Source organism: Jatrophihabitans sp. YIM 134969 (assembly GCF_054456675.1).
Window position 1 is genome coordinate 1 of record NZ_JBTJEQ010000026.1, and the last position, 25,181, is coordinate 25,181.

Consider the following 25,181-nt stretch of genomic DNA (forward strand, 5'->3'; position numbering starts at 1 on the left):
CCGGTTGTACAAGACCGGCAAGGTGCAGCAGTTGGCCGAGCGGGTCCTCGCACTGGCGTTGCGCTTCGACGACGACGGCGAGGTCGACGTCTTCCTCTTCGGCGCCCAGGCGGGTCGCGTACATCCCGGCCGGCCCACCCCACGTCGCGTCGAACGCCGGCTGGACGCTCGCCAGCAGGCCGACCGCGGCCAACGCGTCGGGGTCGGTGACCGCTTCGGCGTGCTCGAGCCGGTGTCCGGCCGACGCCACCCGCGGCGGCCCGAGCCGGTCCCCCGCGGCGCGGAGGGCGGCGACCACCCGGTCGACCGCGGCGTCGCCGATGGCGTGGAAGCCCGCCTGCAGCCCGGCCTCGGTGCAGGCGACGACGTGCTCGGTCATGGCGTCGAGGTCGAGGTAGAGCGCGCCGGTGGTGTCGGCGTCGGCGTAGGCCTGGTGGAAGGCGGCCGTGTGCGACCCGATCGAGCCGTCACAGAACAGGTCGCCCGCGGCGCCGACCGCGCCGAGCTCGCGGGCGTGCTCGACCCCGCCCAGCTCGGCCCAGTACCCGACCACCTCGGGCGCGGCGAACTCCCGGACGGCGAGCGCGTCCAGCAGGTCCGCGGCCGAGGAGATGGTCGGGCCGCCGCACTCGTGGAGGCTGCCGACGCCCCTCGCGGCGGCGTGGCGCAGGGCGGCGTCCTGGGCGACGCGCCGGTCGGTCGCCGACAGCGCGCCGAGGGTCGCCTCCCGCGCCACGTGGTGGGCCTCGCGGGTCAGCCACCCGCTGCGGTCGAAGCCGGGAGTCGACGGGTCGACCACGCCGAGCACACCCGCGGAGATTAGCGCCGAGTGGGCGTCGACGCGCGCGAGGTAGACCGGCCGCCCGCCCGCGGCCCGTTCGAGCTCGTCGGCGCCCGGGACGGCCGTGCTCCGCCTCCCGGATCCGGCCCAGGCCGACTCGTCCCACCCGCTGCCGAGCACGGTCGCGCCGACGGGCAGGTCCGCCGCCCGCGCCGCGACGACCGCCAGCAGGTCCGCGCCCGACGTCACGGTCGTGAGGTCGAGGCCGGTGAGCGCCAGGCCGGTGCCGGTGAGGTGCACGTGGGCGTCGACGAAGGCCGGGGTGACCAACGCGCCCTCGAGGTCGACCACGGCGTCGGCGTCGCGCAGCGCGGCGGCCGCCTCGGCCGAGTCCTCGTCGCCGACCCAGGCGATGGTCGCGCCGTCGGTGAGCACGGCGCTCGCGTCCCGCACCGCCGTGGAGTACACCCGGCCGCCGCGCCAGAGTGTCCGTCGTCCCGTCGCCCCGCTCATGCCCACAGTCTCGCCCGCGCCGTGTCGCGGACTTGCCGAGGGTCTGACGGTGCGAGGATGCTGTCTCGTCGGCCTCTCGGACTACGGAGACACCCATGACCGCCTCGATCGAAGACGTGGCCAAGCTGGCCGGCGTGTCGATCGCGACCGTGTCGCGGTCGTTGCGCGGCCTGCCCGACGTCGCCGACGCCACCCGCGACCGTGTGCTCGCCGCCGCCGCCGAACTGGACTACGTGGCCTCGCCGTTCGCGGCCCGGCTCGCCAGCGGACGGACCTCCACGGTCGGCGTGGTCGTGCCGTTCGTCGACCGGTGGTACTTCGCGCAGATGCTCGGCTCGATCGAGAAGGTCCTCGACGAAGCCGACCTCGACATGCTGATGTACGGCCTGGGCGACGAAGGGCGGCGGTCGTCGTTCTTCACCCGGCTGCCGGTGCGCAAGCGGGTCGACTGCCTCATCGTGGTGAGCACGGTGATGAGCGACGCCGAGCGCAAGGCGCTCGAGGGGCTCGGGATGCCGATCGCGTCGGTCGGGGTGACGAACCACGGCGTGCTGTCCGCGGCGATCGACGACCACGCCACCGCGTTCACCGCCACCAACCACCTGCTCTCGCTCGGGCGGCGGACCATCGCCCGCATCGGCGGCGACGTCGAGGACGCCCAGGGCTTCCAGCCGCACATCGAGCGGCGCCGTGGCTACCGCGACGCCCTCGTCGACGCCGGACTGGAGCCCGAGGCCGCGCTCGACCGGATCGGCATGTACACCCCGCACGGCGCGCAACTCGCGATGACCGAGGTGCTCGAGGCGCGGCCCGACGTCGACGCCGTGTTCGCCGAGTCCGACGAGATGGCCTACGGCGCGGTGGTCGCGTTGCGTCGCGCCGGCCGCCGGATCCCCGAGGACGTCGCGATCATCGGGGTCGACGACCACAGCTCGGCCCGGTACTTCGACCTGTCGACCATGCGCCAGCCCATCGAGCAGATGGCCACCGACGTCACCCGGGCCGTGCTCGGGTTGACCGCCGGCCGGCAGTCCACCGAGTCCGCTCCGACCTCGCGGGTGTACGACACCGAACTGGTCGTGCGGGGATCGACCGACGCCGGCCGCAGCCTCTACGCCGAACCGGCCCCGTAGGCCTCGACCTCGGCCCGGGTCGGCGGGTTGGCGCCGGCACGCGTGCAGGTGATCGCGGCGACGACCATCGCCTCGCCGAGCAGGTCGTGCACCCGCGCGGGGTCGTGCGCGAGCGCGGTGAACGCCTCGGCCCCGGTCGCGTCACGGGTGTCGAGCCCCGCGAGCAGTCCGGCCATGTAGGCGTCGCCCGCCCCGACGGTGTCGACGACGTCGACCCGGATGCCGTCGCGGTGGACGTGGCCCGCCGCGCTGAACGCGTCGGCGCCGTCCGCGCCCCGCGTGACGATCACCAGCTCCGGGCCCAGCGTGGTCCACCGGCGCCCGATCTCGGCGGGGTCGACGCCCGGGTGGAGGAACGCCAGGTCGTCGTCGCTGACCTTGACCAGTGACGCCTGGGCCACCATGTGCTCGACCCGCGCCGCGGCGTCGGCGGGCATCAGCGCCGGGCGGACGTTGGGGTCGTAGCTGGTGAGCACGCCGTCGCGCCGGGCCTCGCCGACGCGTGCGGCGATGACGACGTCACCGGGCGGCAGCCACGACGCCAACGATGCCGTGTGCAACACCCGGGTGCCGGCCGGCAGGGTCTCGAGTTCGGCGGCGGTCCACTGCCAGTCGGCGGTGCCGTCGACGTAGAAGTCGTACGTGGCCTTGCGTTCGCTGTCGAGCGAGACGATGGCGGCGGTGCTGGGCTCGGACGCCTCGACACACCCGGACAGGTCGACGCGGTTGGTCACGAGGTGGGCGCGCAGCAGGCGTCCGAACGCGTCGCCGGCGAGCCGGCCGAGGTACGCCGCCGGCCGCTCCAGTCGCGCGACGCCGACCGCGACGTTCATCGGGCTGCCGCCCGGGTGGCCGGTGAACGGCCGCGGGGCACCGGCGCCGTCCTCGATCGGTCCTTCGCCGTCGTCCTGCAGGTCGACGATCGCCTCGCCGATGACGCTGATCATCCGCCAGACCCTACTGATCCGCGTCCGCGCGCTCGCCCCGACCGACCGGCCGTCTGTGACAGGGTGGGCCGCGTGACGCTGATGCTGGTCGACGCCGCGAGCATGTACTTCCGCGCCTTCCACGGGGTGCCGACCTCGGTGACCAACGACGAGGGTCAGCCGGTCAACGCGATCCGCGGCTACCTCGACATGACGGCCCAGCTCATCCGCACCCGCAAGCCGTCGGACTACGTCGCCTGCCTCGACCTGGACTGGCGCCCCCAGTTCCGGATCGACCTGGTGCCGTCGTACAAGGCGCACCGCGCGACCATCGAGGGCGGCGAGATGGTCGAGACCGTCCCCGACGAGTTGTCGCCGCAGGTCCCGGTGCTGCTGGCGGTGCTCAAGGCGCTCGGGCTGGGCGTCGCCGGGGCCGAGGGGTTCGAGGCCGACGACGTCATCGCGACACTCGCGGCCCGGGCCGACGCCGAGGCGGTCGCCACCGAGATCGTCACCGGCGACCGCGACCTCATGGCGCTCGCGACGCAGCACGTGCGGGTGCTCTACACCGGCAAGGGGGTCAGCAAGCTCGAGGACCTGGGGCCGGCGGAGATCGAGACCAAGTACGGCGTGCTCCCGCCGCGCTACGCCGACCTCGCCGTGCTCCGCGGTGATCCCAGCGACGGCCTGCCCGGCGTCAAGGGCATCGGCGAGAAGACGGCCGCGAGCCTGGTGCAACGGTTCGGTGCGGCCGAGGACATCCTCGCGGCCGCCCAGCGCGGTGCGGACGGCTTCCCACCCAAGGCGGCCGCCGCGGTCCGCGACGCCGCCGACTACCTGCTCGCGGCGGTCGGGGTGGTGCGCGGTCGCACCGACGCCCCGGTCGAGCCGTACGGCACGCCGGAGTTGGCCACCGCGATCCCCCGCGAGCCCGCCGACGCCGAGACGCTCGTGGAACTGTCCGAGAGGTACGCCCTGGACAGCGCCGTCAACCGCCTGCTCGCCGCGATCGGCGAGCTGCCCGCCTGAGCGGGCGCGTCGCCGCGGATCGAGGTGGGGTCGTGACCGTCCTGTTCGGGGGTGAGGCGTGCCCGCTGGGGGCGTCGGTGCAGTTCGTCGAGGCCCCGGAGGACGACGTCGTCGCGCTCCTGCCCGCCGGCGACCGCGGCCTCACCTCGACCCCGACCGGCGTCGGGTTCGCTCCGGCGTTGCCCGCGCTGACCCCGTTCCAGGCGCCGTGGACCCGCATGCTGACCGCGTCGGCCGGCCGGTGGACGGCCGTGGCCAACAACTTCCTCCACGGCGGCGACGGCACCGCGCCCGGGCCGGGGCTGGCGCGCCAGCTCGGGGTCCGGTGTGTGGTCGCGACGCACCTGCCGCCGTACGGCCCGGGGCACGCCCAGACCCAGCTGGAGATCAGCGGCCCGGGGGGCCCACCGCCGTTGCTGGGGATCCGGTCGCTCTCGGCCACCGCGACCGACGGCCGCTGGCAGTGGTTCGGCAGCGGGGATCCGCTCCCGTTCGAGCGGACCGACACCTACGCCCGACGCCGCATCCGCGAGCGCTTCGACCGCGACCTGCTGCTGGAGTACCTGGCTGCCCTCGGAGTGCCGGTCGAGGACACCGCCTTCGGCGACGCGACCCTGCACCAGCAGCTCGTCAGCTGGCCCACGCGCGCGGTCACCCTGGACGAGGCGCGCCGGGATTTCGAGCGGCCGCGCGACACCGGGTCCGGTCGGGTCAGTTGACGGACTCCCAGGTGTAGTCGCCGCTGTCGCTGGTCACCGTGACGGTGATCTGCTTGTCGCCCGAGGCGGTGCAGGTGAAGGTGTTGTCCTTCTCCACCTTCTCGTTCGAGGGGCAGCTGACGCCGGTGTAGTCGCCGTTGCCGCCCCGGCTCTGGTTCGTGATCGTCTGGGCGACGGCCGAGGGGTCGAGGACCTTGCTGACGAGGAACCCGGGCGCGACGAACAGCAGGATCGCGGCGACCGCGACCACCACCACCGCGCCGGCGAGGCCGAGCCAGCGGCCGACGTGGCTCTTCTTCGGCGCGGCGGGCTGGCCGTACCCGGGCTGGCCGTAGCTGCCGGGACCGCCGGGTGCGCCGTAGCCGGAGTCGGGCGCGCCGTAGGAGGTCTGTCCGTACTGGTCGGTCCCGTACGACGGCGCCGACTGGCCGTACGACGGCACCGCGCCGTACTGCTGGGTCGGCTGGTACCCGCCGCCGGAGTCGCCGTAGGACGGCGGCGGCGTTCCGTACGACGGCTGGTTGAACGCCTGCGTCTGCTGGCTGTAGTCCGAGCCGGCCGGCTGCCCCTGGCCGTAGCCGCCGGAGCCGTAGGACGGCTGCCCGTACGCCTGGGTGGGCTGGCCCTGCTGCGAGCCGCCGTACCCACCGGGCTGCTCGCCGTAGGACGGCTGCCCCTGTCCGTATCCCTGGGTGGGCTGACTCTGGGTCGGCTGGTTCTGGGTGGGCTGGTTCTGGGTGGGCTGCTCGCCGTACGACGGCTGGCCGTAGCCCTGGTTCTGGGTCGGCTGGTTCGCACCGGACGCGTTCTGGCCGTAGCCGCCGTAGCCACCGGACTGCTCGCCGTACGACGGTCCACCGGACGCGGCGTCACCCGCGCCACCGAGTCGGCTCTGCCAGCCCTGGTCCGGCTGGCCGCCGGAGGTCGTCGGAGTCGACCAGGCGCCGGACCCCTGCCCCGCGTCGTCGGGCGGAGTGGGCGAGCCCGGCTCGCGCTGCTCCTCGGGACGGCCGTCGTGAGGCTGCATGGAACGCTCCTGTCTGACTGGTCGGTGCGGCGGGTCGGTCCCGGGATCCGGCGTGCCCCGCTACGGCGCGCCGATACCGTAGCGCGCGCTCACCCCTCGACGCTGGTCAGCACGACACCGCGTCGGACGGCGTTCGCGGCCTTGGCAGCGGTCCGGGCGACCGGGTCCGCCTGCCCGCGCGCCGCCGAGGCGACCTGGTCCAGCAGGTCGAGCACCTGCTTGGCCCAGCGGACGAAGTCCCCGGGCGGCAACGGCACCCCCCGCGAGTCGACGGCGCCGTCGCCCGCGAGCACCGACAGCAACGGCTGACCTGTGGCCCACCGCCAGATCGCGAGCGCGAACCCGGCCTCGGGGCCGCGGCCGGGCGGCAGACCGGCGGCGGTCTCGGCGTTCGCGAGCCCGCCCCACACCCGGGTGGTCGCGGCCAGGGCGTCACGGACGCGCAGGGTCGGCACCGGTGGGCTGCTCGCCTCGTCGCGTCGGGGCTCGTACACCAGGGTCGACACGACGGCGGCGAGTTCGGCCGCGTCCAACCCGGTCCAGACGCCCTCCCGCAGGCACTCGGCCACCAGCAGGTCCGACTCCGACCACAACCGCGCGAGGCGCCGGCCGTCGTCGGTGGCGTGGTCGCCGTCGAGGTAGCCCCGTTCGTCGAGCAGCTCGCACAACCGGTCGAAGCGGCGGCCGAGGCTGCCGGTCCGGCCCTCGATCCGGCGCCGCAGCCCGTCGGTCTCGGTCTCGAGCCGCCGCGCCCGGCGCCACCAGCGCAGGTGTTCCTCGCGGTCGGTGCAGCCGTGCACGGGGTCGGCCCGCAGCTCGCGTCGCAGCCGGGCGATCTCGTTCTCGGCGTCGACGGTCGCGGCGTCGGGCATCCGGCGGGCGCGGGGTCGGGCGGGCGGTGGCAGGCGGATCTCGGCCAGCGCCGACGCGAGGTCGCGGCGGGCCTGCGGTGAGCGGTGGTCGAAGTGCCTGGGCACCCGCAGCGTCGCGAGGACGTCGACCGCGACCGGGAAGTCGCGGGCGGGCACCCGGCCCGCCCACCGGCCGAGGGTGAGGACGAGCGGCCGGGGATCGGAGGTGTCGTCGCGGGGCGCGCCGGGGTCGAGGACGACCGCGACCCCCGCCCGCTTGCCGGCGGGGATCCGGACGACGTCGCCGCGGCGCAGTTTCTCCAGCGCCGCGACGGCGTCGGCGTCGCGGGCGGTGTTCCCGGCCCGCGACAGCGCCTTCTCCCGGTCGGTCAGCTCGTCGCGCAACGCGGCGTACCGGGCGACGTCGCCCTGCTCGCAGGCGGCCGCCCGGTCGTGGGCGGCCACGGTCTGCTCGTTGCGCCGGATCTGCGCGGCGAGGCCCGCCACCGACCGGTCCGCCTGGAACTGCGCGAACGACTGCTCGAGCATCTCCCGCGCGGCGACCCGGCCCAGTTGGTCGACGAGGTTGACTGCGGTGTTGTACGACGGCCGGAACGTCGACTTCAGCGGGTACGTGTGGGTCGACGCGAGCCCCGCGACGGTGTCGGGGTCGCTGTCGGGCGACCACACGACGATGGCGTGCCCCTCGACGTCGATGCCCCGCCGCCCCGCACGACCTGTCAGCTGGGTGTACTCCCCCGGCGTCACGGGCACGTGGGCCTCACCGTTGAACTTGACGAGCCGCTCGAGGACCACGCTGCGCGCGGGCATGTTGATGCCCAGGGCCAGGGTCTCGGTCGCGAACACCGCGCGGACCAGACCACGGGTGAACAGCAGCTCGACCACCTGCTTGAACGGCGGGATCAGCCCGGCGTGGTGGGCGGCGAACCCGTGCCGCAGGCCCTCGAGCCACTCCCAGTAGCCGAGGACCTCGAGGTCGGCGGCGCCCACCGACCGGGTGACGGCCTCCGCGATCTCGGCGATCTCCTCACGCTCGGCGGGCCCGGTCAGGGACAGCCCGGCGGCGAGGCACTGCTGCACCGCGGCGTCGCACCCGGCGCGGCTGAACACGAAGGTGATCGCGGGCAGCAGCCCCTCGCGGTCGAGCCGCTCGATCGTCTCGGCCCGGTCCGGCGGCCGGAACCGCGACGGCGGCGCCGCCCGGCGCCCGCCCCGTGACGCCGTGCCGTGCCGCACCGGCGCGCCGAAGCGCAGGCGCCGTTCGTCGACGGCCCGCCGCAACTCGGCGTCGACCTCGCCCGCGCCGTCGACGAGGTCGAACAGGCGGCGGCCGACGAGCATGTGCTGGTAGAGCGGCACCGGGCGTTCCTCGTGGACGACCACGGCGGTGTCACCGCGGACGGTCTGCAGCCACTCGCCGAACTCCTCGGCGTTGCTGACGGTCGCCGAGAGGGACACGAGGGCGACGTCGTCGGGCAGGTGGACGATGACCTCCTCCCACACGCCGCCGCGGAACCGGTCGCCCAGGTAGTGCACCTCGTCCATGACGACGTAGCGCAGTCCCTGCAGGGCGTCCGATCCCGCGTAGAGCATGTTGCGGACGATCTCGGTGGTCATCACGACCACGGGCGCGTCGGCGTTGACCGCGACGTCGCCGGTCAGCAGCCCGACCTGCTCCGGGCCGTACCGCTCGACGAGCTCGCGGTACTTCTGGTTCGACAGCGCCTTGATCGGCGTCGTGTAGAAGCACTTGCCGCCCTGCGCGAGGGCGAGGTGGGCGGCGAACTCCCCCACGACCGTCTTGCCGGCACCGGTCGGCGCGCACACCAGCACGCCCCGCCCGTCCTCCAGGGCCTCGCAGGACTCGCGCTGGAAGTCGTCGAGCTCGAACGGGTACAGGCCGCTGAACTCCGTGAGCAACCGGTGCCGTTGGCGGGCCTTCGCGGCTTGGTACCGCTCCGCGGGGGACGACATGTCCGCCAACGGTAGCGACGGGCCCGGGGTCAGAGCCCCTGCAGGACCCCCACCCGGCCGAGGTCGCCCGCGGCCCAGCACGTACCGCCCGCGCAGCTGACGGTGTCGAACTGGCCGGTGTCGAAGGTGGTCCAGTTCCGGCCGCCGTCGTACGAGACGTCGGAGCCGGTGAGCCCGACCGCGAGGACGGTGCCGAGCGTGCCGGGCACGAAGGTCACACCGCTGCGGTAGCCCGAGGGCATGGAGGCCGAGGGCTTCCACGGGCCGTCGACCAGCTGCGTCGCGGCGACCTTGACGTGCGCGGTGGGCGCGGCGAAGTCGCCGCCGACCGCGACCCCGCGCGAGGGCGTGGAGAAGGCCAGACCGAACACGCCGCCGCTCTCGGTGCTGCGCAGGCTGCTGGTCCGCACCTCCCAGGTCCGGCCGCCGTCGGTCGAGTGGAAGATCCGCGCGCCCGACACGCCGCCGCTGCCGAACCAGGCGTCGTCGCCGGAGGTCGTGAGGCACTGGCCGGACGCCGCGAAGCCCGCCTCGCCGGTCAGCGCGGGGGGCATCCCGGCTGACGGGTTGACCCGCCAGCTGTGGCCGCCGTCCTTCGTCGACAGGATGCGGAACTTGCCGTTGACCGGGTCGCTCATCACCAGCCCGTGCAGGGCGTCGGAGAACGACATGCAGTCGAAGAACGCGGCCGGCGCGGTGTTGCGGTAGGCGAGGGTCCAGTGCTGGCCGCCGTCCTCGGTCACGTAGAGCCGGGAGTCCGTCCCCGACCCCGCGGCCATGATGACGGCGTGGTTCGCGTCGGTGGCCTCGATGTCGCGGAACTGCAGGGCGCTCGCGCCCCGGTTCGCCGGCGACACGTCCTTCCAGGTGGCACCGCCGTCGAGGGTGCGCAGCACCTGGCCGTCGTAGCCGCTGATCCACGCGACCTCTCCGCTGACCGGTGCGAGGCCGCGGAAGTGGTTCGTGGTCCCCGTGTCGCGCAGCTCCCACGAGGGGGTCGGCGCGGCGGACGCGGGGGTGGTCAGGACGGCGGCCGCGGCGACGCCGGCCAGGGCGGCGACGAGCAGGGCGCGAGGGAATCGGGGCACATGCGCGAACCTAGGCCGCCCCTGTGGACGCCGACAAGGCGGTCCGCGCGGTCGGTTCGGGCGGGGTGCACCACGGGGCACGCAGCAGTGTGAGAGCACCGCGCGCGGTGGTGACGGCCAAGGGCAGCGGGCCGACCCGCTCGCCGTCGGCCCACGCGGCGATCCCGCTGCCGGGCGCGGTGAGTCGCACCCGTTCGGCGTCGGCGACGGTGACGGCCGGGTGCCCGACGTGGCCCGCGTGCGGAAGCGTCGGTGCCATCCGCGCCAGCAGCCGTCGGGTCACCGGGCCCACGACGGTGACGCCGAGCCGTCCGTCCTCGGGGCTCGCCTGCGGGACCATCCGCTTGCCGCCGCCGTACCAGCCGCCGTTGCCGACCGCGACCAACAGCGCGGTCGTCGTCGTGGCCGGGGCGTCGTCGAGGACGACCTCGACCGGGCGGTGCCGCAGTGCGAGGGTGTGGGCGGCGATGGCGAGGTCGTACCGGCGCGGGCCGCGCGGCCACGGCAGCCGGGCGCCCAGTTCGGCGACCGCCGCGTCGAACCCCCAGCACAGGACGGTCGCGAAGGGCGTCTCGCGGCGGTCGGCTGCCGTCGCGACGCCGAGGTCGACGGCCGCGGTGCTCCCTGCGGCCAGGGCGTCGGTCACGGCGTCCGTCGCGGCGAACGGGTCGCCCGGCACCCCGAACGCGGTGGCGGCGTCGTTGCCGGTGCCGGCGGGGACCAGCCCGACCGGCGACCCGGTGCCCGCCACGACCGGCAGCAGGTGGTGCAGCAGGCCGTCCCCGCCCAGGACGATCAGGGGTTCGCGACGCGCGAGGACCACGGAAGCCAGGGCCGCGGACTCGGCCGCGGAACGCCCGGCGACGGCGCGGACGCGGTGACCGGCACGCTGCAACCTCGCCGCGACCGCCGGGGCGAGCCGACCCGCCCGGCCGCGGCCGGAGTGTGGGTTGACCAGCAGCGTGAGAGCGGTCAGAGCACGTCGTCCAGCGAGCCGCCGGAGAGGCTGCCGCCGGGCGATGCCTCGCCGCGGTCGTCACGGCCGCGGCCGCCGGTGGCGGTGTCCTGCGGCTGCAACGGTTCGGGCAACGCCTCGATGCGCGAGTACTCGTCGTCGGCGAGCTTCTCGGCTGCGGCCTGGGCCTTGCGGGCGGCCTTGCGCTTGTCGTGGACGTAGGAGAACAGCACCGCGCCCTCGAACAGGATGACCATCGGGACGGCCATCGCGCACATGGTGAACGGGTCGGTGGTGGGGGTCGCGACGGCGGCGAACAGGAAGATCAGGAAGATGCCGATCCGCTGCCCGCGCTTGAGCAACGAGAACGGCAGGACCCCGACGACGTTGAGCATCACCAGCAGCAACGGCAGCTCGAACGCGGCGCCGAAGATGAGCATGAGCAGGACGACGAAGTTGATGTAGCTGGTGACGTCGAGTGCGGCGTCGACCCCGCTGCCGGCCGTGCCGATGAGCACCGCGAGGCCCTTGTAGAGCACGCCGTAGGCGAGGGCGACGCCGCCGAGGAACAGGACCGTGGAGGCGAGCAGGAAGATGTAGGTGTACTTCTTCTCGTTCCGCTTCAGGCCGGGCGTGACGAAGGCCCAGATCTGGTAGAGCCACAGCGGCGTCGTGAAGATGGCGCCGAGGATGAGCGAGACCTTGAGCCGGATGGTGAAGCCGTCGACCGGCGCGCGGAAGTACAGCGCGCAGGAGTCGACGTTCGCGCCGCTCGGGGTGAGCCGGCTGCTGGCCGGAAGCGAGCAGTACGGCGCCTTGAGGATCTCCAGCACCGGGTCGTAGAGGAACCAGCCCGCGACGCCACCGAGGGCGAGGATGACCAGCACGACGATGAGCCGGCGGCGCAGTTCGCGCAGGTGCTCGATCACCGACATCCGCGCCTCGGGGTTCTCCGTCCGCTTGCGGCGGGGAACCCGGCTGCTGCTCGCGGCGGTCACGCGGGCTGCCCTGCCTCGGCGGGCCGGGGATCGCGCGGGTGCGGGAACAGCGCGTCACCGTTGCGGTGGGCGTTGTGCGCCCGTTGGCGCTGGATCGTGGCGGCGGTGGTCTGCGCGGTGGCGACCTGCCGCTGCAGCGCGGCGAGGCGGGTCTGCAGGCCCTGCAGGTCCTCGACGTCGCGGCCGAGGCGGCGCAGCTTCCAGATGATCTCGTAGGCACAGAAGCCCAGGATCACGAGGCCGAGCACGACGGCTCCGACCCACGTCCACACCGCGACCGCGCCCACGTTCGACAGGCTAACCGCCGGGAGCCGCCCCCGCCGCTGCTGCCCGGTGAACTCTCGGGAACTCCGGGTTCAGGTCCCGTAACGGGCGAGCGCGGCGCGGGCTTCGTCGACGACCTGCTCGGCGAGCCAGCCCGGGTCGAGCACCCGCACCTGCCCGGCCGATCCCAGCGCCATCGCCCGGACCCAGCCGGGGTCGCTGACCCGCAGCGACATCCGCACCGTGCCGTCGGGCCGGGTCTCGACGTCGCCCGCGCGGTAGTAGTCGGCGACCCAGGCGTAGCCCGCCCCGACCTCGAGGGTCACGAGCAGGTGCTCGGGCGCGGGCACGTAGACGCCGCCGTCGAGTTCGGCGAGGTCACGGGTGACGGCCAGCTCCGGCGGCCGGGCCGGTTCGTCGAGGACGTCGACCGCCTCGACCCGGTCGAGCCGGAAGGTCCGCATGCCCTCGGCGCGGCGGCACCAGGCCTCGAGGTAGGCGTGGCCGTCGAGCTCGAAGCGGCGCAGCGGGTCGACGACCCGGTCGGTGGTCTCGTCGCGCGCGGCCGTCCAGTAGCGCAGTTCGAGGGCGCGCCCGGTCGCCAGCGCCTGGTCGACGACGGGGGTCACCCGGGCCTCGGTGTCGAGTTCGATCTGCACGGCCGAGCCGCCGGCGACCTCCCCGCCGCCCGCCGCGGCCTCGACCTTGGCCAGCGCGCGTTCGACCGCCGCGCCGTCGGTGAGGCCCGGGGTCTCGGCGAGGGTCCGCAACGCGACGGTCAACGCGAGGGCCTCGGGCGGGGTCAGCCGCGCCGGCCGGCGGATGCCGGCGTCGAACACCACGGAGACGTCGTCGCCCTCGAAGGACAGGTCGATGAGGTCGCCGGGTCCCTGCCCGGGCAGGCCGCACATCCACAGCAGTTCCAGGTCGCGCTGGATCTGGGCCGGGGTGACGTCGAAGTCGGTCGCGACCTCCGCCAGCGGCGCCGACCCGCGCGCCTGCAGGTACGGCACGAGCGCGAGCAGCCGGACCAGACGGTCCTTCTCGCCGCTCATCGCTCCCCCGTCGTCGCTCCGGAGCCGCTCCTCCGTCGAGGCTCCGCTCCTCGCCCGCTGCCGCTCGCTGCGATGCTCACGGTCCCGCCGCTCCGTGCGCCTCGAGCGTCGACTGCAGCACGTCGCGGACGGCGGCGACGACGTCGTCGGGGCCGAGCACCTCGACGCCCGTGCCGGCCGAGGCGATCTCGCGCGCCAGCCAGCGGGTGTCGGCGAAGTCCACCACCAGCCGGTCGGGAGCGCCGTCGACGCCCGGTTCGGTCCGCAGCGCGGCGCGGCGCAACCGCCCGGCCCGCCCGGGCGCGACCAGCAGTTCGGACTCGCGCCGCCACTCCGAGCGGCCGGCCACCATCGCGACCATGTCGAGATCGGCCGGGCGGTCGTGGGTGGAGGCGGTGCGGGTGACCGTGACCGTGCCCTCGACCCGCGAGAGCCGGAAGCTGCGGGGCGCGTCGCGGTCGCGGTCGTACCCGACGAGGTACCAGCGGCGCGACCACGACAGCACGCCCCACGGCTCGACGTGGCGGGTGATCGGGTCGGAGTCGCCGCCCGAGCGGTGGCTGAAGGTGACGACCCGGCGTTCGCGCACGGCCGTCAGCAGCGGGGCGAGCGCCGGGTCGGAGGCGTCGACCGTGGGCGGGGTGACGGCGTCGTCGGGGTCGAGGGCGGTGCCGCCGGCGCGCAACTTCATCAACGCGGTGCGCGCGGGCGCGCCCAGGGTGGCCGACTGCCAGAGCCGGGCCGCGAGGCCGACCGCCGCCGCCTCGGCGGGGTCGAAGTCGACCGTGGGCAGCTCGTAGTCGCGGCGCGGGATCCGGTAGCCGTCCTCGACGTCCATGATCGACGTGCGCCCGGTCTCGAGCGGGATGCCGAGATCGCGCAGTTCGGCTTTGTCGCGCTCGAACATCCGCTTGAACGCCTCGTCGGCGCGTTCGGAGCCGTCGTCGGCCTCGTAGCCCGGCACCGCGGAGCGCAACTGCTCGGCGGTGAGGTACTGGCGGGTCGACAACAGCGCGATCACCAGGTTCACGAGCCGTTCAGCCCGTCGTGCCGCCATGAGCTCGAAGCTAATACCGCGGCGGCCGCCCGTTCGTGAGGTCCCCGCGCGCGCCACGGGGGACATCCTGCCGGACGGCCGCGTCCTCGTGCGGCCGGATTGTCCGGTCCGCACGATCAGGCCCCGACGATCAGGTGGCGGTGGTCTGGGTCAGGTCGATGACGACCTTGCCCAGCGAGTGCCCGCTCTCGACCGACGCCAGCGCCTGCGGGGCCTCGTCGAACGGGTAGGTGTCGGTGACCTTGAGGTCGAGCTTGCCCTCGGCGACGAGCTCCGCGAGCGTCCCCAGCCACGCGGTCGGCCGGTCCTGGGTGATCATCGCGCCGCCGAGGCTCTCGGCCGCCGGGTCGACACCGGAGAGGATCTTCGCGGGATTCTTGATCAGCACCGCGATCTGCGCCAGGGACTCGCCGCCGACCAGGTCGACGATGCCGTCGACGCCGCCGGGGATGAGCTCGCGGACCTGGGTGACGACGTCGGTGTCGCCGTCGTAGGGCACGAGCACCCCGCCGAGGCTCTCGACCATCGGCCGCTTGTTGCTGCTGGCGATCCCGAAGGTGGCGATGCCACGGTCACGGGCCAGCTGCAGCAGCACCACGCCGACGCTGCCGCCCGCCGCGTTGAGCAGCAGGGTGTCGCCCTCGCCGAGGCCGAGCTGCTCCAGGGCGGCGTACGCCGTGAGCGCCGAGACCGGGATGCCGACGACGGCGTCGAAGCCCACCTGTGGCGGCTTCTTCGTGGTGGACGGCCCGTCGAGCACGGCGAGTTCGGCGTAGGTGCCGGAGCCGGTGGCGGCGCGGCCGAAGACCTCGTCACCGACCTTGACGTGGTCGACGTCCTGCCCGACCGCCTCGACGACCCCCGCGCCCTCGACGCCGAGGGCCTGCGGGAACGTGGCATCCGCGTTCGGGTCGGCGCCCCAACCGCCACGGATCTTGTGGTCGACGGCGTTGACCCCGGCCGCCTTCACCCGGATCAGCACCTCGCTGGGGCCGGGCGTGGGGTCGGGGAGGTCGAACCAGTCCTGGGTCTCGGGGCCGCCGTATGCGTTGAAGCCGTATGCCTTGGTCACGGAGTCGGTTCTACCCACTCGATAACCTGCGGCCTGTGATCTGGTGGCGGACGGCGACGGTCACCGCCCTCGACCGGGTCCGGTCGGACGCCGTCGAGGGCCGGGCCAGGCTCGACCGGCCGGTCGGTGACGTGTCCGAGGTGCGGGTGCTCGCCTACCCCGACGTCACCGGGCCGCTCGCGGTCGGCGACGTCGTGTGGGTGACGGTGACGGCGTTGGCGCTCTCGCTCGGCACCGGCGGGTACGCGCTCGTGGCGTCACCGTCGTCCGCTCCCCCGGACCCGTCCGGGCCGGGGCACCTGGTCAAGGCGCGGTACCTCCCGCTGCAGGTCGCGGTGCAGGGCGCCGACGAGCAGGACTCGCCGCACCACGACCGGCTGCGCGACGACGTCGACCTCGGCGGGCTGCCGGTCGTCGTCGCCGACCTGCACTCGGCGCTGCCGGCAGTCGTGGCGGGTGTCCTCGACGCCCGGCCGGGCGCCCGGGTCGTCTACGTCATGACCGACGGCGGCACGCTGCCGATCGCGTTCTCGCGCACCGTCCCCGCCCTCGGTCCGCGGCTGGTCGGCACGGTCACCTGCGGGCAGGCGTTCGGCGGCACGCTCGAGTGCGTGTCGCTGCACAGCGCGTTGCAGGCCGCGCGGATCGTGCTGGAGGCCGACGTGGTCGTCGTGTCGCAGGGCCCGGGCAACCTCGGCACGGGGACGACCTGGGGGTTCTCGGGCGTGGCGGCCGGTGACGCCGTGAACGCCGTCGCGGTCCTCGGCGGCCGCCCGGTCGGGGCGTTGCGCCTGTCGACCGGTGATCCCCGCCCGCGGCACCAGGGCGTCTCCCACCACTCGCTCACCGCGTTCGGCCGGGTGGCGTTGCGTCCCGCCGACCTGGTCGTGCCGGAGGGGATGCCGGACGAGCTCGCCGCCCTGGTGGCGTCGCAGCTGGAACCTCTCGCCAGAACGCACCGGATCGTCACCACCTCGGTCGACGGCCTCGCCGCCGCCCTGGCCGCGGTCGACGCCGACCTGCGCCCGGGCGGGGCGTCGCTGTCGACGATGGGGCGCGGCCTCGGCGCGGACACCTGGTACTTCCTCGCCGCCGCCGCCGCCGGACGCCACGCGGCCTCTCTGGTGCGGTAGACCGCGTCCTGTCGGTGGGTCCCACACGACTGGGGTCCGAATTCGCGGGTGACGGCGGCCGAACCGCGAACTCCGACCCCTGTCGTCGCGGAGATGTGGCGCGTCAGTCGAGGCAGAACTCGTTGCCCTCCGGGTCGCGCATGACGATGCACAACCCGTTGTCGTCGTCGGGTTCGAGTCGCTGCAGCAGCGTGGCCCCGAGCGCCACCAGCCGGTCGAACTCGGCGTCGAGGGCGGCATCGCGCGCGGCCCCCTCGAGACCGGGCGCGGCCCGGACGTCGAGGTGGACGCGGTTCTTGGCCGTCTTGCCCTCCGGGACCTTCTGGATGAAGATCCGCGGCCCGCGACCCTCGGGGTCGACGATCGCGGACCGGTCGTTGCGGTGCTCCGGCGGGACGCCCCACGCGTCGAGCGCGGCCTCCCAGCTCGCGAACCCCTCGGGGGGCGAGTCGGGCACGTAGTGCAGCACCTCCACCCAGAACGCGGCGAGCGCCGCCGGGTCGGCACTGTCGAACGTCACCTGGAACTCGAAGGCCATGTCTCGACCCTGCCGGATCCCTCCGACATCGCGCCACCGTGGCAGGCTCGGCGGTTGTGACCGACCTGCCCCGTGGCGTGCTGTTCGACTTCACCGGCACGCTGTTCTGGATCGAGGACGCCGAGACCGCCGTGCGCGAGGCGCTCGGTCCGGTGTACGCGCCCCTCGCCGCCGAGATCGCCCGCCGGGGCGGCATCAACGGCGCGGGCCACGCCCCCGACCTGCCGGACGACCTCGCCGACGCCTGGCACCGCCGGGACCTGTCCGCCGACCTGCACCGCCGGGCCTACTCGGGGCTCGCGGAACGCGCGGGCCTCACGCGCGAGCAGGCTCACCGGTTGTACGAGCGCGGGCTGCAGGTCGGCGCGTGGCACCCCTACCCCGACACGGTCGAGGTGCTGCAACGGTTGCACGATGCATCGGTCCCGGTCGCGCTGCTCAGCAACATCGGCTGGGACCCGCGTCCGGTGCTCGCGGGCTACGGCGTCGACCACCTGTTCACGACGCTGGTGCTCTCGGACGAACGCGGCGTCATGAAGCCCGACCGGGCGATCTTCGAGCTGGCGTGCGCCGACCTCGGCCTGCGGGGTGAGGACGTCGTCATGGTCGGCGACAGCGCGGTCAACGACGGCGCGGCCATGGAGGTCGGCGCCCGGTTCGTGCTCGTCGACCCGGCGCCCGGCCGCGCCCCGGACACGTTGCTGCGCGCCGTGGGGCTGTGACCCTCGGGTGCCTGCACGGACCCGGCGTCAGCCCTCGCGGAGCACGCCCGCAGCGGCGAAGGTCTGGCGCATGTCCTTGCCGAGCTTGCCGAACTGGTTGACCGCGCGCTGACGTCCGGCCAGGCCACCGGACACGCCGGCCGACGGCCGGGTGAGCCGCACGACCGAGCCGCCGTCGACGCCGAACACGGCGATGCCGACCTCGAAGTACTGCGCGAACGCGCCCAGCAGCATCTGCTTCTTCTTGCTGCCGCGGGTGGCCACACCGTTCCAGTCGTCGGTCCACGTGAGGGTGAACCCCTGGGCGGCGAGGGCCTCGGCCACGGTGTCACGGGCGCGCGACGGATCGCCGGTCACGGCGATGTCGGTGATGTCAGCGGGTGCGGTCACGGCGGGCAGCCTGACACACATCCGCGCCGGTCTCACATCGACGCGATGAGCTTGTCCACCCGCTCGTCGACGTTGCGGAACGGGTCCTTGCACAGGACCGTGCGCTGCGCCTGGTCGTTGAGCTTGAGGTGCACCCAGTCGACCGTGAAGTCGCGGCGGCGTTCCTGCGCCTTCTTGATGAAGTCGCCCCGCAGCTTCGCGCGGGTCGTCTGCGGCGGCACGTTCTTGGCCTCGAACACCAACGGGTCGGTGACCACGCGGTCGACCGCACCGCGTCGCTGCAGCAGGTAGTACAGGCCGCGGCTGCGGGTGATGTCGTGGTAGGCGAGGTCGAGTTGCGCGATGCGCGGTGAGCTCAACGGCAGGTCGTGCTTGGCCTGGTAGCGCTGGATCATGGTGAGCTTGCTGGCCCAGTCGATCTCGCGGTCGATGAGCGTGAGGTCCTGCTTCTCGACGGCGTCGAGGGTGCGGCCCCACAACTCCAGCACCCGCTTGGTCACCGGGTCGGACGAGCCGCGCGCGGCGACGTGGTCGGTGGCGCGCGAGTGGTACTCCCGCTGGATCTCCAGGGCGCTCGCGGTGCGTCCCGACGCCAGCCGGACCGGCTTGGACCCGGTGAGGTCGTGGCTGATCTCGCGGATCGCGCGGATCGGGTTCTCCAGCGTGAGGTCGCGGAAGGTCACGCCCTCCTCGATCATCTGCAGCACCAGGTGGGCGCTGCCGACCTTGAGCAGCGTCGTCGACTCGTTCATGTTGCTGTCGCCGACGATGACGTGCAGCCGCCGGTACTTCTCGGCGTCGGCGTGCGGCTCGTCGCGGGTGTTGATGATCGGCCGGGACCGGGTGGTCGCCGACGAGACGCCCTCCCAGATGTGTTCGGCGCGCTGACTCACGCAGTACACCGCGCCGCGCGGGGTCTGCAGCACCTTGCCCGCGCCGCAGATGAGCTGACGGGTGACGAGGAACGGGATGAGGACGTCCGCCAGCCGGCCGAACTCGCCGTGCCGGGCCACGAGGTAGTTCTCGTGGCAGCCGTAGGAGTTGCCGGCCGAGTCGGTGTTGTTCTTGAACAGGTAGATGTCGCCGGTGATGCCTTCGTCGTGCAGGCGGCGTTCGGCGTCGACCACGAGGCCCTCGAGGATCCGCTCCCCCGCCTTGTCGTGGGTCACGAGTTCGGTGAGCGAGTCGCACTCGGGCGTGGCGTACTCCGGGTGCGAGCCGACGTCGAGGTAGAGGCGGGCGCCGTTGCGCAGGAACACGTTGGACGAGCGCCCCCACGACACCACGCGGCGGAAGAGGTACCGCGCCACCTCGTCGGGGCTCAGTCGCCGCTGACCCCGGAACGTGCAGGTGACCCCGTACTCGTTCTCGAGGCCGTAGATCCGTCGCTCCACCGCTTCACTGTAGGCGGGACTGACGCCCGTGGTGGCAGATCATCGCCACGTCGGACACGCGTCGCCGCGTTACGTTGTCGTCATGACCGACGCCTACGCTGCCGGCTCCGCGGAGAACCCCCACGCGGGACAGGGGACCGCCGTCGTCCTCGACATCGGCGGCGACATCGGCGCCGTTGTCGTCACCTGCCCGGAGGACCTGACCGGCCGCGAGATCGAGATCGTCCCGGCCGGCAGCCGCGGACCGGGCGGCCGGTACGCGGACGCGCCGGAGCACGACCACGCGCACGGGCCCGACGACGACCACGACCACCACGACCACGCGCACGACGACCACGCGCACGACGACCACGGCCACGCGGGCGACTTCCACGCCGGCCACCACCACCCGCCGGGCACCCCGCCGCACGTCGGCGTCGTGCCGCGGCCGATGGGCGATCGGCTCGTGCCGACGGCGGTCTTCGGCGACCTGGTCGAGGGCGCCTACGAGCTGTCGCTGCGTCCGTACCGCGGCGAGGTCGACCTGACGGTCGAGGTCGTCGGCGGCCAGGTCGCGACCGTCAGCTGGCCCGCCTCGACCTGAGGCCCGGCCGCTACCCGAGCGGCAGCGGCAGCTGCACCCACCACGGCCGGTCCGGGTGGTGCTCCACCGCGACCACCCACTTCACCCAGTGGAACCCGCGGCGGCCGGGCACCACGAGGCGCACCGGTGCACCGTGACCGGCGTCGAGCGGGCGGCCACCGAGCGTGGTGGCGAGCAGCAGGTCGTCGGTGAGCGGCAGCAGTCGGCGGTACCCCGTCGCGCTGCGCACCTCCACCGCACCGGTCGCGCCGTCCGGCAGCAACGCCGCCAGCGGGACGCCGCTCCACCGCTGCGTCGAGTACCACCCACTGGTGCAGTCGAGCAGGACGTCGCGCTCGACGCTCGGTGCCGGCAGATCGGCGAGGCTCCACCGCCGGGTGTCGCCACCGCTGGTCACCGCGACCGTCCACGCGTCGGGGTCGATGTCGGGAACCCGGTCGAACAGCCAGATCGTGGCGGGCAGGGCCGACGGGTCACCGGAACCGCGGTCGAACGAGCCGGTCCCCCGACGCTCGGCGCCGGGCAGGCCCAGCAGCGCGCCGAGCCCACCGAGCGCAGCGTAAGCCACGCCCGCCCCGGCCACCACACCCGCGCCCAGCAGCAGGTTGCGCCGCGACAGGTCGGTGACCCGCGCCCGTTGGCGGCGCCGCAGCGCGTGCCAGCCGAAGGGCACCAGCGCGACCAGCGCGGCGCCGACGTGCACCTGCATCGCGCTCACCACCGGCGTCGTGCGCAACAGGCCGGTGCTGTGGGCGAAACCCGTGGCGAGCGCGACGATCACCGCGACGCCGAGCAGCACCGACACCACGACATCGGGCCGGCGGCGACGCAACCCGCGCCGCACCGCGATCTGCTTCCACGGCACGAGCGCGACGATCGCGACCCCCACGACGCCGTGGACGACGACGACGGTTGTCAGCCCACCGGTGGCGACGAGGAAGCAGCCGAACCCGGTGAGGACGGCCGCGGGCAGCAGGACGAGCAGCGCGAGGTTGGCGCGCCGGGTCGCCCGGCCGGACGTCGTTAGCCGCTCGCTTCCGTCGGCGGGGTGTCGACGCCGGGGCCGTCCGTCTCGGCCGGGACGTCACCCGGTGTTGCATCGGGCAACAGATCCGAGAGGATCGCGCCGGTGATGCGGCGGAAGGTGCGCGGGCCGCGGTTGCGGTCGAGCACCGCGACCTCGAGCTGGGACGCCGGGAGTTCACGCTGGCCCTCGGTGGATCCGACGCTGCCGAGTGCGTGGACCGAGATCGGCAGGGCCTGCTCGAGCGGCAGCGCGGGCTGGTAGTTCTCGCGCAGGTGGGACGTGAGCGCCTCGGCCTGCCCGCCCATGACGACGAAGGAACGTTCGTCGGCGATGGTGCCGTCGTAGGCGAGGCGGTAGAGCTGGTCGGTCTCAGCCGTCGCCCCGACCTCGGCCACGCAGACCTCGACCTCGTAGGGCTTCTGCTGCTCGGTGAAGATCGAGCCGAGGGTCTGGGCGTACGCGTTGGCGAGGGCCCGCGCCGTGACGTCGCGGCGGTCGTAGGAGTACCCGCGCAGGTCGGCGAGGCGGATGCCCGCGACGCGGAGGTTCTCGAACTCGCTGTACCGGCCGACGGCCGCGAACCCGATGCGGTCGTAGATCTCGCTGACCTTGTGCAGCGCGGGGCTGGCGTTCTCGGCGACGAACAGGACGCCGTCGGCGTAGGTGGACACGACGACACTGCGGCCGCGGGCGATGCCCTTGCGGGCGTACTCCGAGCGGTCGCGCATGATCTGCTCGGCCGAGGCGTAGAACGGCATGCTCATCTTCGATGGCTCCCTTACGACCCGGGCCGCGCGGAGCGGTCGGCGACCACCGTGGTGACGATGCCGGCGAGCGTCGGCTCGTCGACCCGGCGCACGCCGTCGGCGGTCACCAGCAGCACGACCGGGTAGATGCCGCGGACCTGGTCCGGGCCGCCGGTGGCGGAGTCGTCGTCGGCGGCGTCCCAGAGGGCCTCGACGGCCACGCGCACGGCGTCGGCCTCGGACAGCCCGGCCCGCCAGGTCTTCTTCAGCGAACCACGGGCGAACACCGAGCCCGACCCGATCGACTCGTAGTACAGCTCGGGGTAGCGCCCGCCGGTGACGTCGTAGCTGAAGATGCGTCCGGCGTGGGCGGGGTCGGTGACGTCGGTGTCGTACCCGACGAACAACGGCACGCTGGCGAGGCCCTGCATGGCGAGGCCGAGGTTGCCGCGGATCATCGTGGCCAGCCGGTTGGCCTTGCCCTCGATGGTGAGCGCGGTGCCCTCGATCTTCTCGTAGTGCTCGAGTTCCACCTGGAACAGACGGACCAGCTCGATGGCGAGCCCCGCGGTGCCGGCGATCCCGACGGCGCTGTGGGTGTCGGTCGCGAAGACCTTCTCGATGTCGCGCTGGGCGATCATGTTGCCCATCGTGGCGCGGCGGTCGCCGGCGATCAGCACACCTTCGGCGTACTGGGCCGCGACGATGGTCGTGCCGTGCGGAGCGAGGTTCCCGCCCGCGACGCCGGTGCCGGCCGTGGTCGGCTGCGAGGACGAGCGGTTGTGCGGGAGCAGTTCGGGAGCGCTGGTCTCGAGGAAGTCGGCGAACGACGACCGGTGGGTGAGCCCGCTGACGCCCGTGGGGTCGGGGAGGTTCACTGACCGCCCTTCTGCACGAACGACTTCACGAAGTCCTCCGCGTTGGTCTCCAGGACGTCGTCGATCTCGTCGAGCAGGGCGTCGACGTCCTCACCGAGCTTCTCGCGGCGTTCCGTGCCCTCGGGCGCGGCGGCGTCCGGCGCGTCCGGGGTGTCGACGTCCTCGTCCTTGTCGCTGCGCGAAGCACGCGACTGCCCGCTCTCGTGCGTTGCCATGGGTCCTCCCGGTGCGCCTCGACGACGGCTGTCAGCAACCCTAGTCAGCGGGTCCGACCGTCGCCCGTCAGCGGGGTGTGCGGTGGCCCTCCCGCAGCCGGATGACGGCGGTCGTCGCGCGGGTGTCCCGCGTCGTCTGCTGCTTGGCCTCCCCCACCCACCGGCAGAACTCCTTCCTCTGCGACGCGGTGAGCGCGTCGAACGCGGCGCGGGCTTCGGTGTCGGAGGCGAACCCGGCGGCCAGTTCCGCGGGCACCTCGACCTCTCGCGAGGAGGCGTCGTGGACGAGGCGCACGTGGACGGTCTGGCCCGCGGTCACGCCGAGGGCGGCGATGCGGTCCTGACTCAGCCCGAACAGGTTCTTGCCGCCCATCACCGCGAGGGTGGTGGCGAACGGCGGGTGGTCGTCGAGCTGCGCGGTGACCTTGGCGCGGGCGGTACCGAACACCGGTTTGGGGTCGCTCGGCAGCTCGATCATCAGGTTGCGACCCGACGGCCCACCCGCCTGCAGGACGACGTCGAAGGCCATCTCGGCCGTCACGGCCGGGGACCGACCAGGGCGTCGATGAGCGAGGCGGCGGTCGGGCAGCGGTCGAGCAACTCCCCGACGTGCGCGCGGCTGCCGCGCAGCGGTTCGAGCATCGGCACCCGCACGAGCGAGTCGCGGCCGACGTCGAAGATGACGGAGTCCCAGCTCGCCGCCGCGACCGCGTTGCCGTACCGCTTGAGGCACTCGCCGCGGAAGTAGGCGCGGGTGTCGTCGGGCGGGGTGTCGACGGCCGTGACGGACACCGCCGGGTCCAGCAGCGTGGTCATCCGGCCGGCCGCCACGAGCCGGTTGTAGAGGCCCTTGTCGGGACGGACGTCGGCGTACTGCAGGTCGACCGCGGCGAGGCGCGGGTTGTCCCACTCCAGGCCGTCGCGGTCGCGGTAGCCCTGCAGGAGGCGCAACTTCGCGGGCCAGTCGAGCTCACCCGCGAGCAGCATCGGGTCGTCGGCCAGTCGGGTCAGCACCGATTCCCACCGGTCGAGGACGTCGACGGTCTGGGCGTCGGCGTCCGAACCCAGCCGGTCGTCGACGAACTTGCGGGCCCGCTCCAGGTACTCGCCCTGCAGGTCGAGCGCGGTCATGGTGCGGCCGTCGGCGAGCGTGACCGCGTGGGTGAGGCCGGGGTCGTGGGAGACCTCGTGCAGTTCGCGCACGGAGTTCTGCACCGCGAGGTCGTTCGTGAGGAAGTCGGCCTCGATCATGGCCAGCACCAGGCTGGTGGTGCCGACCTTGAGGAACGTGGAGATCTCGGCCAGGTTGGCGTCGCCGATGATGACGTGCAGGCGGCGGTAGCGGTCGGCGTCGGCGTGGGGCTCGTCGCGGGTGTTGACCAGTGGGCGCTTGAGCGTGGTCTCGAGCCCGACCTCGACCTCGAAGAAGTCCGCGCGCTGGCTGATCTGGAAGCCGGGGGTGCGGCCGTCCTGCCCGATGCCGACGCGGCCGGCGCCGGTGACGACCTGGCGCGAGACGAAGAACGGGATGAGGTGGCGCACGATCGCCGCGAAGGGCGTCGACCGGGCCATGAGGTAGTTCTCGTGGGCGCCGTAGCTCGCGCCCTTGTTGTCGGTGTTGTTCTTGTAGAGGTTGATCCGGCCCTGGCTGCCGGGCGCGGCGCTCGCGAGGTCGGCCGCGCGGGCCATCACCCGCTCCCCCGCCTTGTCGAAGCGGACGGCGTCGAGGGGGTTGGTGACCTCGGGCGTGGAGAACTCGGGGTGGGCGTGGTCGACGTAGAGGCGCGCGCCGTTCGGGAGGATGACGTTGGCCATCCCCGCGTCCTCCTCGGCCTCGACGAACTCGGCCATGACGGCCGTCCGCGCGCCCTGGGTGAGGTCGAACCCGCGGGCGTCACGCAGCGGCGACTCCTCCTCGAAGTCCCACGCCGCCCGCCTGCTCCGCCCCGCCGGCAACGTCGACGCGTAGGCGTTGACGACCTGGCTGGACAGCAGCATCTGGTTGGCCGCGCCGTTCCCGGCCAGGGCCACGCCGTACTCGACCTCGACGCCCATGACCCGCTGCACCGTCACGGTGCCCAGGCTACGGGTC

25 protein-coding genes and 2 pseudogenes are annotated in these 25,181 nt (G+C 73.6%); 7 read left to right on the plus strand and 20 right to left on the minus strand.

Annotation, left to right across the window (positions count from 1 at the left end):
• A pseudogene (locus ACXR2U_RS14390) lies at nucleotides 1–121 on the plus strand (VWA domain-containing protein); the annotation flags it as partial.
• Nucleotides 122–157: 36 nt separating this feature from the next.
• Here the strand turns inward: ACXR2U_RS14390 and ACXR2U_RS14395 are convergent.
• Nucleotides 158–1,294, minus strand: a pseudogene (locus ACXR2U_RS14395) (amidohydrolase family protein); the annotation flags it as partial.
• 95 nt (nucleotides 1,295–1,389) lie between these two features.
• Here ACXR2U_RS14395 and ACXR2U_RS14400 point away from each other — a divergent pair.
• A complete protein-coding gene (locus tag ACXR2U_RS14400; RefSeq protein ID WP_458825751.1) occupies nucleotides 1,390–2,427 on the plus strand; it encodes a LacI family DNA-binding transcriptional regulator in 1,038 nt (345 codons plus the stop codon).
• Here ACXR2U_RS14400 and ACXR2U_RS14405 read toward each other — a convergent pair.
• The gene (locus ACXR2U_RS14405) at nucleotides 2,406–3,374 is read right to left on the minus strand and encodes a carbohydrate kinase family protein (protein ID WP_458825752.1); all 969 of its coding nucleotides are present in this window, start codon (nucleotides 3,372–3,374) and stop codon (nucleotides 2,406–2,408) included. The two genes, ACXR2U_RS14400 and ACXR2U_RS14405, sit on opposite strands and share 22 nt — an antisense overlap.
• Before the next feature lie 81 nt (nucleotides 3,375–3,455).
• Between ACXR2U_RS14405 and ACXR2U_RS14410 the strand changes: the two genes are divergently transcribed.
• Together ACXR2U_RS14410 and ACXR2U_RS14415 are read left to right on the plus strand one after the other, a co-directional pair.
• The gene (locus ACXR2U_RS14410; RefSeq protein ID WP_458825803.1) at nucleotides 3,456–4,382 is read left to right on the plus strand and encodes a 5'-3' exonuclease; all 927 of its coding nucleotides are present in this window, start codon (nucleotides 3,456–3,458) and stop codon (nucleotides 4,380–4,382) included.
• Between the two features lie 32 nt (nucleotides 4,383–4,414).
• Nucleotides 4,415–5,101 (plus strand): hypothetical protein, encoded by a 687-nt coding sequence (locus tag ACXR2U_RS14415; RefSeq protein ID WP_458825753.1) that lies wholly within the window; start codon nucleotides 4,415–4,417, stop codon nucleotides 5,099–5,101.
• Here the strand turns inward: ACXR2U_RS14415 and ACXR2U_RS14420 are convergent.
• The 9 genes from ACXR2U_RS14420 to ACXR2U_RS14460 all read right to left on the minus strand — a co-directional run bounded on the left by ACXR2U_RS14420 (nucleotide 5,094) and on the right by ACXR2U_RS14460 (nucleotide 15,463).
• The gene (locus ACXR2U_RS14420; protein WP_458825754.1) at nucleotides 5,094–6,128 is read right to left on the minus strand and encodes a DUF4333 domain-containing protein; all 1,035 of its coding nucleotides are present in this window, start codon (nucleotides 6,126–6,128) and stop codon (nucleotides 5,094–5,096) included. The genes ACXR2U_RS14415 and ACXR2U_RS14420 overlap by 8 nt on opposite strands.
• 89 nt (nucleotides 6,129–6,217) lie before the next feature.
• The gene (locus ACXR2U_RS14425; protein ID WP_458825755.1) at nucleotides 6,218–8,974 is read right to left on the minus strand and encodes a DEAD/DEAH box helicase; all 2,757 of its coding nucleotides are present in this window, start codon (nucleotides 8,972–8,974) and stop codon (nucleotides 6,218–6,220) included.
• Nucleotides 8,975–9,003: 29 nt separating this feature from the next.
• Nucleotides 9,004–10,062, minus strand: coding sequence for an oxidoreductase (locus ACXR2U_RS14430; RefSeq protein WP_458825756.1), 1,059 nt, complete (start codon nucleotides 10,060–10,062; stop codon nucleotides 9,004–9,006).
• 10 nt (nucleotides 10,063–10,072) lie between these two features.
• Nucleotides 10,073–11,083 carry a diacylglycerol kinase family protein gene (locus ACXR2U_RS14435; protein WP_458825804.1) on the minus strand — a complete coding sequence of 337 codons (1,011 nt, stop codon included), beginning with the start codon at nucleotides 11,081–11,083 and terminating at the stop codon, nucleotides 10,073–10,075.
• Nucleotides 11,035–12,015, minus strand: coding sequence for a twin-arginine translocase subunit TatC (tatC, locus tag ACXR2U_RS14440; protein WP_458825757.1), 981 nt, complete (start codon nucleotides 12,013–12,015; stop codon nucleotides 11,035–11,037). The genes ACXR2U_RS14435 and tatC overlap by 49 nt, the downstream gene beginning before the upstream one ends.
• On the minus strand, nucleotides 12,012–12,302 hold the full coding sequence (locus ACXR2U_RS14445; protein ID WP_458825758.1) for a hypothetical protein: 291 nt from the start codon (nucleotides 12,300–12,302) through the stop codon (nucleotides 12,012–12,014). The genes tatC and ACXR2U_RS14445 overlap by 4 nt, the downstream gene beginning before the upstream one ends.
• Before the next feature lie 69 nt (nucleotides 12,303–12,371).
• Nucleotides 12,372–13,334 carry a helix-turn-helix transcriptional regulator gene (locus ACXR2U_RS14450; protein WP_458825759.1) on the minus strand — a complete coding sequence of 321 codons (963 nt, stop codon included), beginning with the start codon at nucleotides 13,332–13,334 and terminating at the stop codon, nucleotides 12,372–12,374.
• A gap of 76 nt (nucleotides 13,335–13,410) precedes the next feature.
• On the minus strand, nucleotides 13,411–14,391 hold the full coding sequence (locus ACXR2U_RS14455) for a helix-turn-helix transcriptional regulator (RefSeq protein WP_458825760.1): 981 nt from the start codon (nucleotides 14,389–14,391) through the stop codon (nucleotides 13,411–13,413).
• A 130-nt stretch (nucleotides 14,392–14,521) separates the two neighbouring features.
• A complete protein-coding gene (locus ACXR2U_RS14460) occupies nucleotides 14,522–15,463 on the minus strand; it encodes an NADP-dependent oxidoreductase (protein ID WP_458825761.1) in 942 nt (313 codons plus the stop codon).
• 35 nt (nucleotides 15,464–15,498) lie between these two features.
• Between ACXR2U_RS14460 and ACXR2U_RS14465 the strand changes: the two genes are divergently transcribed.
• Nucleotides 15,499–16,596, plus strand: a complete 1,098-nt coding sequence (locus ACXR2U_RS14465; protein WP_458825762.1) for a DUF3866 family protein — start codon at nucleotides 15,499–15,501, stop codon at nucleotides 16,594–16,596.
• Between the two features lie 103 nt (nucleotides 16,597–16,699).
• Here ACXR2U_RS14465 and ACXR2U_RS14470 read toward each other — a convergent pair whose 3' ends face one another.
• Nucleotides 16,700–17,134: a VOC family protein gene (locus tag ACXR2U_RS14470; protein WP_458825763.1), complete on the minus strand. Its 435-nt coding sequence runs from the start codon at nucleotides 17,132–17,134 to the stop codon at nucleotides 16,700–16,702.
• A gap of 56 nt (nucleotides 17,135–17,190) precedes the next feature.
• Between ACXR2U_RS14470 and ACXR2U_RS14475 the strand changes: the two genes are divergently transcribed.
• Complete coding sequence (locus tag ACXR2U_RS14475) at nucleotides 17,191–17,856, plus strand: HAD family hydrolase (protein WP_458825764.1); 666 nt, start codon at nucleotides 17,191–17,193, stop codon at nucleotides 17,854–17,856.
• A 27-nt stretch (nucleotides 17,857–17,883) separates the two neighbouring features.
• Here the strand turns inward: ACXR2U_RS14475 and ACXR2U_RS14480 are convergent, their stop codons facing one another.
• Nucleotides 17,884–18,246: a hypothetical protein gene (locus ACXR2U_RS14480; RefSeq protein ID WP_458825765.1), complete on the minus strand. Its 363-nt coding sequence runs from the start codon at nucleotides 18,244–18,246 to the stop codon at nucleotides 17,884–17,886.
• A gap of 32 nt (nucleotides 18,247–18,278) precedes the next feature.
• Entirely contained in the window at nucleotides 18,279–19,640 is a 1,362-nt protein-coding gene (gene pafA, locus ACXR2U_RS14485) for a Pup--protein ligase (protein WP_458825766.1), read from the minus strand.
• 82 nt (nucleotides 19,641–19,722) lie between these two features.
• Between pafA and ACXR2U_RS14490 the strand changes: the two genes are divergently transcribed.
• On the plus strand, nucleotides 19,723–20,223 hold the full coding sequence (locus ACXR2U_RS14490) for a hypothetical protein (protein ID WP_458825767.1): 501 nt from the start codon (nucleotides 19,723–19,725) through the stop codon (nucleotides 20,221–20,223).
• 10 nt (nucleotides 20,224–20,233) lie between these two features.
• On the opposite strand, the gene ACXR2U_RS14495 is transcribed toward ACXR2U_RS14490, so the two are convergent.
• The 6 genes from ACXR2U_RS14495 to dop all read right to left on the minus strand — a co-directional run bounded on the left by ACXR2U_RS14495 (nucleotide 20,234) and on the right by dop (nucleotide 25,162).
• On the minus strand, nucleotides 20,234–21,112 hold the full coding sequence (locus ACXR2U_RS14495; protein WP_458825768.1) for a molybdopterin-dependent oxidoreductase: 879 nt from the start codon (nucleotides 21,110–21,112) through the stop codon (nucleotides 20,234–20,236).
• Between the two features lie 134 nt (nucleotides 21,113–21,246).
• Nucleotides 21,247–22,014, minus strand: a complete 768-nt coding sequence (gene prcA / locus ACXR2U_RS14500) for a proteasome subunit alpha (RefSeq protein ID WP_458825769.1) — start codon at nucleotides 22,012–22,014, stop codon at nucleotides 21,247–21,249.
• A 14-nt stretch (nucleotides 22,015–22,028) separates the two neighbouring features.
• The gene (gene prcB, locus ACXR2U_RS14505) at nucleotides 22,029–22,874 is read right to left on the minus strand and encodes a proteasome subunit beta (protein ID WP_458825770.1); all 846 of its coding nucleotides are present in this window, start codon (nucleotides 22,872–22,874) and stop codon (nucleotides 22,029–22,031) included.
• The gene (locus ACXR2U_RS14510; RefSeq protein WP_458825771.1) at nucleotides 22,871–23,089 is read right to left on the minus strand and encodes a ubiquitin-like protein Pup; all 219 of its coding nucleotides are present in this window, start codon (nucleotides 23,087–23,089) and stop codon (nucleotides 22,871–22,873) included. Before ACXR2U_RS14510 ends, prcB begins: the two co-directional genes overlap by 4 nt.
• 67 nt (nucleotides 23,090–23,156) lie before the next feature.
• Nucleotides 23,157–23,630 (minus strand): YdeI/OmpD-associated family protein, encoded by a 474-nt coding sequence (locus ACXR2U_RS14515; RefSeq protein WP_458825772.1) that lies wholly within the window; start codon nucleotides 23,628–23,630, stop codon nucleotides 23,157–23,159.
• Nucleotides 23,627–25,162 carry a depupylase/deamidase Dop gene (dop, locus tag ACXR2U_RS14520; RefSeq protein ID WP_458825773.1) on the minus strand — a complete coding sequence of 512 codons (1,536 nt, stop codon included), beginning with the start codon at nucleotides 25,160–25,162 and terminating at the stop codon, nucleotides 23,627–23,629. Before dop ends, ACXR2U_RS14515 begins: the two co-directional genes overlap by 4 nt.
• Nucleotides 25,163–25,181: the final 19 nt, after the last annotated feature.